Origin of the sequence: Spirillospora sp. NPDC046719 (assembly GCF_040645715.1) — a bacterium.
In the GTDB taxonomy this organism is placed as follows: Bacteria; Actinomycetota; Actinomycetes; order Streptosporangiales; family Streptosporangiaceae; genus Spirillospora.
Window position 1 is genome coordinate 1 of sequence record NZ_JBEYYT010000461.1, and the last position, 7,231, is coordinate 7,231.

Annotated in this window: 10 protein-coding genes; 7 read left to right on the top strand and 3 right to left on the bottom strand. The window is 74.5% G+C overall.

The features are described 5' to 3' along the window. Nucleotides 1-84: hypothetical protein (locus ABZ914_RS42970; protein ID WP_500200543.1), on the bottom strand; the 84-nt coding region annotated here is incomplete at its 3' end. Between the two features lie 17 nt (nucleotides 85-101). Between ABZ914_RS42970 and ABZ914_RS42975 the strand changes: the two genes are divergently transcribed. The 4 genes from ABZ914_RS42975 (at nucleotide 102) to ABZ914_RS42990 (ending at nucleotide 3,544) form a co-directional block, all read left to right on the top strand. Continuing rightward, nucleotides 102-1,592, top strand: coding sequence for an MFS transporter (locus tag ABZ914_RS42975; protein ID WP_500200544.1), 1,491 nt, complete (start codon nucleotides 102-104; stop codon nucleotides 1,590-1,592). Nucleotides 1,593-1,669: 77 nt separating this feature from the next. Next, on the top strand, nucleotides 1,670-2,614 hold the full coding sequence (locus tag ABZ914_RS42980; protein ID WP_500200537.1) for an SPFH domain-containing protein: 945 nt from the start codon (nucleotides 1,670-1,672) through the stop codon (nucleotides 2,612-2,614). Between the two features lie 9 nt (nucleotides 2,615-2,623). Next, nucleotides 2,624-2,896, top strand: a complete 273-nt coding sequence (locus tag ABZ914_RS42985) for a type II toxin-antitoxin system antitoxin (RefSeq protein WP_433151859.1) — start codon at nucleotides 2,624-2,626, stop codon at nucleotides 2,894-2,896. A gap of 3 nt (nucleotides 2,897-2,899) precedes the next feature. Next, nucleotides 2,900-3,544, top strand: a complete 645-nt coding sequence (locus ABZ914_RS42990) for a GOLPH3/VPS74 family protein (RefSeq protein WP_500200538.1) — start codon at nucleotides 2,900-2,902, stop codon at nucleotides 3,542-3,544. 63 nt (nucleotides 3,545-3,607) lie between these two features. On the opposite strand, the gene ABZ914_RS42995 is transcribed toward ABZ914_RS42990, so the two are convergent. Further along, a complete protein-coding gene (locus tag ABZ914_RS42995; RefSeq protein ID WP_500200539.1) occupies nucleotides 3,608-4,015 on the bottom strand; it encodes an organic hydroperoxide resistance protein in 408 nt (135 codons plus the stop codon). 174 nt (nucleotides 4,016-4,189) lie between these two features. Between ABZ914_RS42995 and ABZ914_RS43000 the strand changes: the two genes are divergently transcribed. From ABZ914_RS43000 to ABZ914_RS43010, 3 genes are all read left to right on the top strand, one after another. Next, entirely contained in the window at nucleotides 4,190-4,849 is a 660-nt protein-coding gene (locus tag ABZ914_RS43000; RefSeq protein ID WP_500200540.1) for a lysophospholipid acyltransferase family protein, read from the top strand. Between the two features lie 46 nt (nucleotides 4,850-4,895). Beyond that, nucleotides 4,896-5,504, top strand: a complete 609-nt coding sequence (locus tag ABZ914_RS43005) for a 3'-5' exonuclease (protein ID WP_500200541.1) — start codon at nucleotides 4,896-4,898, stop codon at nucleotides 5,502-5,504. A gap of 71 nt (nucleotides 5,505-5,575) precedes the next feature. Continuing rightward, nucleotides 5,576-6,019 carry an ATP-binding protein gene (locus ABZ914_RS43010; RefSeq protein WP_190863783.1) on the top strand — a complete coding sequence of 148 codons (444 nt, stop codon included), beginning with the start codon at nucleotides 5,576-5,578 and terminating at the stop codon, nucleotides 6,017-6,019. 147 nt (nucleotides 6,020-6,166) lie between these two features. Here the strand turns inward: ABZ914_RS43010 and ABZ914_RS43015 are convergent. After that, the coding region (locus ABZ914_RS43015; RefSeq protein WP_500200542.1) for an MFS transporter at nucleotides 6,167-7,231 on the bottom strand (1,065 nt) is incomplete at its 5' end.

Here is a 7,231-nt window from a genome sequence, read left to right on the forward strand (position 1 = left end):
CTCGACGGTGTCGTCGAGGATGCGCTGGGCGAGGCCGACGCAGAGGGCGGCGATGCTGAGGCGCCCGTGGGCGAGGGACGCCATGGCGGTGCGGACCGAACATCGACCTGACCGCCCTCAACCAGGCCATCCCGCACCTGAGCGCCGACCTGCACCCGTCGGCGACGCAGATCCTGTGGATCGCCGACGCCTACGGGTTCGCGCTCGCCGGACTGCTGATCACCATGGGCGGGATCGGCGACCGGATCGGGCACAAGAAGCTGCTGCTGACGGGCACCGCGCTGTTCGCCGTCGCGTCCACCGTGACCGCGTACGCGCCGAGCGCCGAGCTGCTGATCGCCGCGCGGGCGCTGCTCGGCGTCGCCGGCGCGACGCTGATGCCGTCCGGGCTGTCGCTGATCCGCCGGGTGTTCAGCGACCCGAAGGAGCGGACGATGGCGATCGGGATCTTCAGCGGCGTCGGCGGCCTCGCCGTCGGCCTCGGGCCGGTCATCGGCGGCGCGCTGCTGGACCACTTCTGGTGGGGCTCGGTCTTCCTGATCAACGTGCCGATCATGGCCGTGGCGTTCCTCGCCGGCGCCTTCGTCCTGCCCGAGACGCGCTCCGCCGTCACCGGGCGGCTGGACCTCGTGAGCGTGCCGCTGTCGATCGCCGGCGTCCTCGGCCTGGTGTACGCGGTCAAGGAAGCGGCGGCGCACGGCGTGGACGAGCCCCGGGTGGCGGTCGCCGCGGTGGTCGGCGCCGTCGCGCTGGCCGCGTTCTGGATCCGGCAGACCCGGATCGCCGAGCCTCTGATCGACGTCCGGCTGTTCCGCCGCGCCGCGTTCTCCGGCTCCGTCGGCACCAACATGTTCGCGATGTTCGCCCTGGTCGCCCAGTCGCTGATCTTCTCGCTGTTCTTCCAGCTGGCGCTCGGCTGGTCGCCGCTGAAGGCCGGCCTCGCCGGGCTTCCGGGCGCCGCGGGCGCCATGGTCGGCGGCGCCGCCGTCGCCCCGCCGCTGATCAACGCCCTGGGCCGCGCCCGCGTCGTCGCGATCGGCATGCTGGTCGCCGCCGGCGGGTTCTCCCTCTTCGTCACCGTCGGCCTCGACAGCGGCTACTGGGTGATGCTGGCGGGGATGCTGATGTCCGGCATCGGGATGGGCATGGCGCTGACCACGACCGCCGACACCGTCCTCGCGTCGGTCCCGAAGGACCGCTCCGGCGCCGCGTCCGCGATCTCCGAGACGGCCACCGAGCTGGGCGGCGCCCTCGGCATGGCGATCCTCGGCAGCGTCCTGAACGCCGTCTACCGCGACTCCCTGCACCTTCCGGCGAACGTCCCCGCCCCCGCCGCGTCCGCGGCCCGCGACTCCCTCGCCGGCGCCTTCGAGGCCGCGTCCGCCCTGCCCGCCAGGGTCGCCGGCCCGCTCCTCGGCGCCGCCCGCGACGCCTTCGTGGACGGCATGCACGGCGCCCTGGTCTGCAGCGCGGGCCTCGCCGCCCTGGTCGCGGTCTTCGCCCTGGTCACCCTCCGCTCCGTCCCCAAGGTCATCCCCGACGACACCCCCGCCGAGCCCCCCGCCCCGGCCCCCGTCCAGAACACCCGGTGACCCATGCCGGCCCGTACGGCCCGGTCCCTCTCCAGGGGCCGGGCTTCCCCATTTGGGAAAAGTGATATCACTTTGCTATGTTGACGATACTCAAGGAGGAGGTGGCCGGCGTGGTGGACGCTGGGGCGAAGGTGGAGATGCCGCGGCCGCGGGTCGAGGAGCGGGCGGCGCGGGACCGCGGCGGGTGGCCGATGCTGGGGCTGGCCGTGGTCGTGGCGCTGGCGGGGGTCGCGGCGCTGGTGGCCGGGGTCAACGGGACGGGCGCGGCGTCGGTCGCCGGGGTCGCGGCGGGGATCGTGCTGATCATCGTCGGGATCGTGCTGGCGCTGGGGCTGACGCCGGTGGCGCCGGGCGAGGCTCGGGTGCTGCAGTTGCTGGGGCGGTACAAGGGGACGGTCCGCGAGGACGGGCTGCGGTGGGTGAACCCGCTGACGGACCGGCGGAAGGTGTCGACCCGGATCCGCAACCACGAGACGGGCCTGGCGAAGGTCAACGACCTGGACGGCAACCCGATCGAGATCTCGGCGGTGGTCGTGTGGCAGGTGCGCGACACCGCGCGGGCGGTGTTCGAGGTGGACGACTTCGTGGAGTTCGTGGCGTTCCAGACCGAGGCGGCCGTCCGGCACATCGCGGGCAGCTTCCCCTACGACGCGGCGGAGCGGACGTCGCTGCGCGACAACGCCGACGAGATCACCGGGCGGCTGTCGGAGGAGCTGCGGCAGCGGGTCGCCTCGGCGGGCGTGGACATCGTGGAGTCGCGGATCACCCGGCTGGCGTACGCGCCGGAGATCGCGCAGGCGATGCTGCGCCGGCAGCAGGCGGGCGCGGTCGTCGCGGCGCGGGAGCGGATCGTGGACGGGGCGGTCGGCATGGTGCAGCGGGCGCTGGACCGGCTGGACGAGGAGGACGTCGTGGAGCTGGACGAGGAGCGCAAGGCGGCGATGGTCAGCAACCTGCTGGTCGTGCTGTGCGCCGACCGGGACGCGCAGCCGGTGGTGAACACCGGCACGCTCTACCAGTAGCCGCGGGCAGTGGCGACCGAGCGCAAGAAGATCCTGCTGCGGCTCGACCCGGCGGTGCACGACGCGCTGGCGCGGTGGGCCGGGGACGAGCTGCGCAGCACGAACGCGCAGATCGAGTTCCTGCTGCGGCAGGCGCTGGCCGACGCCGGGCGGATGCCGGGGTCGGCGGGACGGATGCGGCGGCCGGGCCGGCCGCGCAAGGCGCCCGGCGAGCAGGGGGCGCCGGACGGGCAGGGGGCACCGGGCGAGCGGGGCTCGGGGCGGGGTGAAGGCGAGGGGTAGGGGATGGTCGAGGTTCCGGAGACGCTGCCGGCGAGGATGTACCTGCTGGCCTACGACCTGCGCAAGCAGCGGATGACGGCGCGGGGCGCGCGGCTCGGGTACGTGCTGCGGGGCGCGGCGCTGACCGAGCTGTTCCTGGACGGGCGGCTGGAGGAGCGGCGCGGCAGGCCGGTGCCGGGCACGCCCGGCGAGGACCCGTACGGGCTGGTGGCGCAGATCTCGGCGTCGAGGCCGCGGCCCTGGCACCACTGGGTGCGCAGGGAGGCCCGGTCCGCGGTCCGGACGGTGCGCGACGAGCTGGAGCGCGGCGGCTGGATCCGGGTGCGGGGGCGCCGGGTGCTGGGCGTGTTCCCGGCCGAGGAGGTCACCGTCCGGGACCCGCGGGTGGTGAAGCAGCTGTGGGGCGGGGCGTCGTCGGCGCTGCGGGGGCGTCCGGTGGCGCACGTGAACAGCTACGACGCGGCGGCGGTGGCGCTGGCGGCGGCGGGCGGGCTGAAGTCGGTGCTGCCGGGGTCCGAGCGGCGGCGGCACAGGCGGCGGATCGCGGAGCTGACGGCGCGGTCGGGCCCGGCGGCACCGGCGGTGAGCAAGGTGATCCGGTCGCAGCGGGCCGCGATGGCGGCGGGCGCCGCGTCGGCCGGCTCCTGACCCGGAACCGCGTTCACCTGCGGCGTGCCTCCCTGTCGAGGGCGGCACGCCGCACGTCGACGGTCACTCGATGACGAGCTCGACGGGGATGTTGCCGCGGGTGGCGTTGGAGTAGGGGCAGACCTGGTGGGCGCGCTCGACCAGCTCGCGGCCGTTCTCCAGGCCGTCGGGGAGCTCGACGCGCAGCACGACGCTGAGGCCGAAGCCCTTCTCGACGCTGCCGCCGATGCCGACCTCGGCGGTGACGGAGACGTCGCGGACGTCCTGGCGGGAGCCGCGGGCGACGGCGCCGAGGGCGCTGGCGAAGCAGGCGGCGTAGCCGGCGGCGAACAGCTGCTCGGGGTTGGTGCCGTCACCGCTGCCGCCCATCTCGCGCGGCGGGGCGAGGGTCAGGTCGAGGCGCCCGTCGGAGCTGACGGCGCGCCCCTCCCGCCCGTTGGCGGTGGCGACGGCGGTGTAGTGGGTGTCCATGCCGGTCCCTTCGATTGGTTGCCTCCAATTCAATTGGACACACTTAAAGTGGGTCCAGTGCGGAGACCTACAAACTTCCAAGGGTCGAACTTGTAACGGCCCACCACCGCCGGGGCGGGGGCGGGCGCCATAGCGTTCTCGGACATGGACCCCGAACGCGTTGTCTATCCCCTGATGAAGTACGTCGTTCTCGGACCCGCGATGCGGGTGGCCTTCCTCCCCCGGGTGAGCGGCCTGCGGAACGTCCCGCGGACGGGGCCGGTGATCCTGGCGGCCAACCACCTGGCGTTCATCGACTCGTTCGTGCTGCCGCTGATCGTGCCCCGGCGGGTCCACTTCCTGGGCAAGCACGAGTACTTCACCGGGACCGGCGTGAAGGGCCAGGCGACCGCGACGTTCTTCCGCGGCGTCGGCGCGATCGCGGTGGACCGGTCGGGCGGGCGGGCCGCGCTCGACGCGCTCGACACCTGCGCGTCCGTGCTGGAGCGCGGCGACGTCTTCGCGATCCACCCCGAGGGGACCCGGTCGCCGGACGGGCGGCTCTACCGGGGCCGGACGGGGGTGGCGCGGCTGGCGATGCGCACCGGCGCGCCCGTCGTGCCGGTGGCCATCAAGGGCACCGACCGGGTGCAGCCGCGCGGGCAGGTCGTCCCGAAGCCGGGCCGCATCGAGGTCCGGATCGGTGAGCCGATGCGGTTCGCGGGGCGCGACGCCGGGATGCCGCGCGGCAAGGTCGCCCGGGTCGTCACCGACGAGATCATGGAGGCGATCCAGAGCCTGTCGGGGCAGGAGTACGTGGACGACTACGCGCCGCGCCCCGCCGGCACCCCCTGAAAAACCGGTCGTGGCGCCGGCCCGGGCGCCGGTACGGTCCCGGTCCATGGACGAGCGGTTCGGACGGTACCTGAACGTCGTCGACGTCGAGGCGACGTGCTGGGAGCGCAAGGCGCCCGGGCAGGTGAACGAGATCATCGAGATCGGGCTGTGCGTCGTCGACCTGGAGGAGCGGCGGCGCGTCGCGAAGCACCGGATCCTGGTGCGGCCGGAGCGGTCGGCGGTCAGCGCGTTCTGCACCGAGCTGACCGGGCTGACCCAGGAGGAGGTCGACGGCGGCATCTCCTTCGCCGAGGCGTGCGCGCTGCTGGAGCGCGAGCACCGGTCGCATTACCGGGCCTGGGCGAGCTGGGGCGACTACGACCGCAAGCAGTTCGAGCAGCAGTGCGCCGGGGGCGTCCGGTACCCGTTCGGGCGGCGGCACACCAACGCCAAGGCCGCCTACTCCGCCGCGCACGGGCTGCCGCGCCGGCTGGGCATGGCGGGGGCGCTGCGGCACGCGGGGCTGCCGCTGGAGGGCCGGCACCACTCCGGCGCCGACGACGCGTGGAACATCGGCGCGCTCGTCCTCGACATCGTGGGACGCGGCGCCTGGCCGGACGGGACGGGTGCGACGCCGGGGACCGGAGGGGCCGGCGGGGCCGGCCTCCGCTGAGACGGGGGTTTGAGCGCGGGGCCCAGGGCACCCATCAAAGAGACGGACGCCGGAGACGACGGAGACGCGACATGGACATCAGCCTGGACCTCCTGCTCCCCCGGGAGACGGCGAGCGTCCCCGCGACGCGCAAGATCCTCGATGCGTCGCTGCAGGCCCTCGGGGTGGCCGAGGACATCCGGGACGACATCGAGGTGATGCTGACCGAGGCCTGCACGAACGTCATCAAGCACGCACGGCACGGCGACGACTACACGGTGCGCGCCCTGATCCACGACGACCGCTGCGTGATCAAGGTGATCGACTCGGGCCGGGGGTTCGACGCCGAGCGGATCCCGGAACCCGACCCGGTCTCGGAGGCCGGCCGCGGCCTGATGATCATGCGGTCGCTGGCCGACGACGTGCGGTTCGACTCCTACCCGGAGGACGGCGCGCTCGTCGCGCTGGAGAAGCACCTGGACTACGCCGCCGGCAGCATCGGCGGCCGGCTGGCCGAACGGACCCCGCAGAGCTGACCCGAGCGGCGAAGGCCGGAGCCGCGAAGACCAGAACCGCGAGGACCGGAGCGCCGAAGACCGGAGCGCCGAGGACGAGGGCGGCACGGAGCGGAGCGGTCGGCCGGCGCGGGCGGGGAACCGGAGACGGCCCCCGCCCGCGCCCGTCTACCGCTCGACCCGGAGCACGGCCACCGCGACCAGCAGCGCCGCGGCGGCGAACCCCGCGCCGGTCGCGAACGCGGCGTCCATGTCGTGCAGGAGCGCGGCCGCATCGGCGTGCCCCGACCCGAACACCGTCACCATCACGGCCGACCCGAGCGACCCGCCCGACCACAGCATCGTCTGCGCGACGCCGGACGCGGCGCCGGAGTCGGCGGGCTCGACGCTGCCGAGGATCGTCGCGTTCAGCGGCATGATCGACAGGCCGCCGCCCGCGCCCATCAGCATGAACGGGCCGAGCACCCCGGCGGCGTACCCGTCGCCGGGCGAGAGCCGCGTCAGCCACAGCAGCCCGGCCAGCGCGCACGCCATCCCGGCGATGACCAGGACGCGGGCGCCGAACCGCTGCAGCAGGCGCGGCGCGGCGCGGACCGTCGCGAACTGGAGCCCGACGAACGGCAGGAACGCGGCGCCGGCCTTGAGCGGCCCGTAGCCGAGGACCTGCTGGAGGTACAGGGTGCAGAAGAAGAACGCGCCGAAGTTCGCCCCGACCAGCAGCAGCTGGCACAGGTAGGACGCGGCGCGGTCGCGTCCGGTGAGCAGCCACAGCGGCATGATCGGCTGCGCGGTGCGCGCCTCCACGGCGACGAACCCGGCGAGCAGGACGGCGGCGGCGCCGAACGCGGCGAGCGCCCGGCCGTCGCCCCAGCCGTCCGAGCCGACCCGGATCAGCGCGTAGACCAGCGCGGTCATGCCGGTGGTGGCGAGGACTGCGCCGGCCGCGTCGAAGCGTCCGGGGCGGCGGGCCGTCTCGGTGAGCACGCGCGGGGCGACCAGCGCCAGCGCGATACCGACCGGCACGTTGACGAAGAAGACCAGCCGCCAGGACGCCGCCTCGGTGAGCACGCCGCCGACGAGCATGCCGACGGCGGCGCCGGCGCCGGTCACGGCGGAGAAGACGCTGAGCGCGCGGACCCGCGCCCGCCCCTCGAAGTTGGTGGCGATCAGCGCCATGGCGCTGGGCGCGGCGACGGCGGCGGCGACGCCCTGCGCGGCGCGGGCGGCCAGCAG

What these genes read in the sequence shown, in the direction of transcription:
- ABZ914_RS42980 (WP_500200537.1), top strand. Translation starts at nt 1,670, where the DNA reads ATGTTGACGATACTCAAGGAGGAGGTGGCCGGCGTGGTGGACGCTGGG.
- ABZ914_RS42990 (WP_500200538.1), top strand. Translation starts at nt 2,900, where the DNA reads ATGGTCGAGGTTCCGGAGACGCTGCCGGCGAGGATGTACCTGCTGGCC.
- ABZ914_RS42995 (WP_500200539.1), bottom strand. Translation starts at nt 4,015, where the DNA reads ATGGACACCCACTACACCGCCGTCGCCACCGCCAACGGGCGGGAGGGG.
- ABZ914_RS43000 (WP_500200540.1), top strand. Translation starts at nt 4,190, where the DNA reads ATGAAGTACGTCGTTCTCGGACCCGCGATGCGGGTGGCCTTCCTCCCC.
- ABZ914_RS43005 (WP_500200541.1), top strand. Translation starts at nt 4,896, where the DNA reads ATGGACGAGCGGTTCGGACGGTACCTGAACGTCGTCGACGTCGAGGCG.
- ABZ914_RS43010 (WP_190863783.1), top strand. Translation starts at nt 5,576, where the DNA reads ATGGACATCAGCCTGGACCTCCTGCTCCCCCGGGAGACGGCGAGCGTC.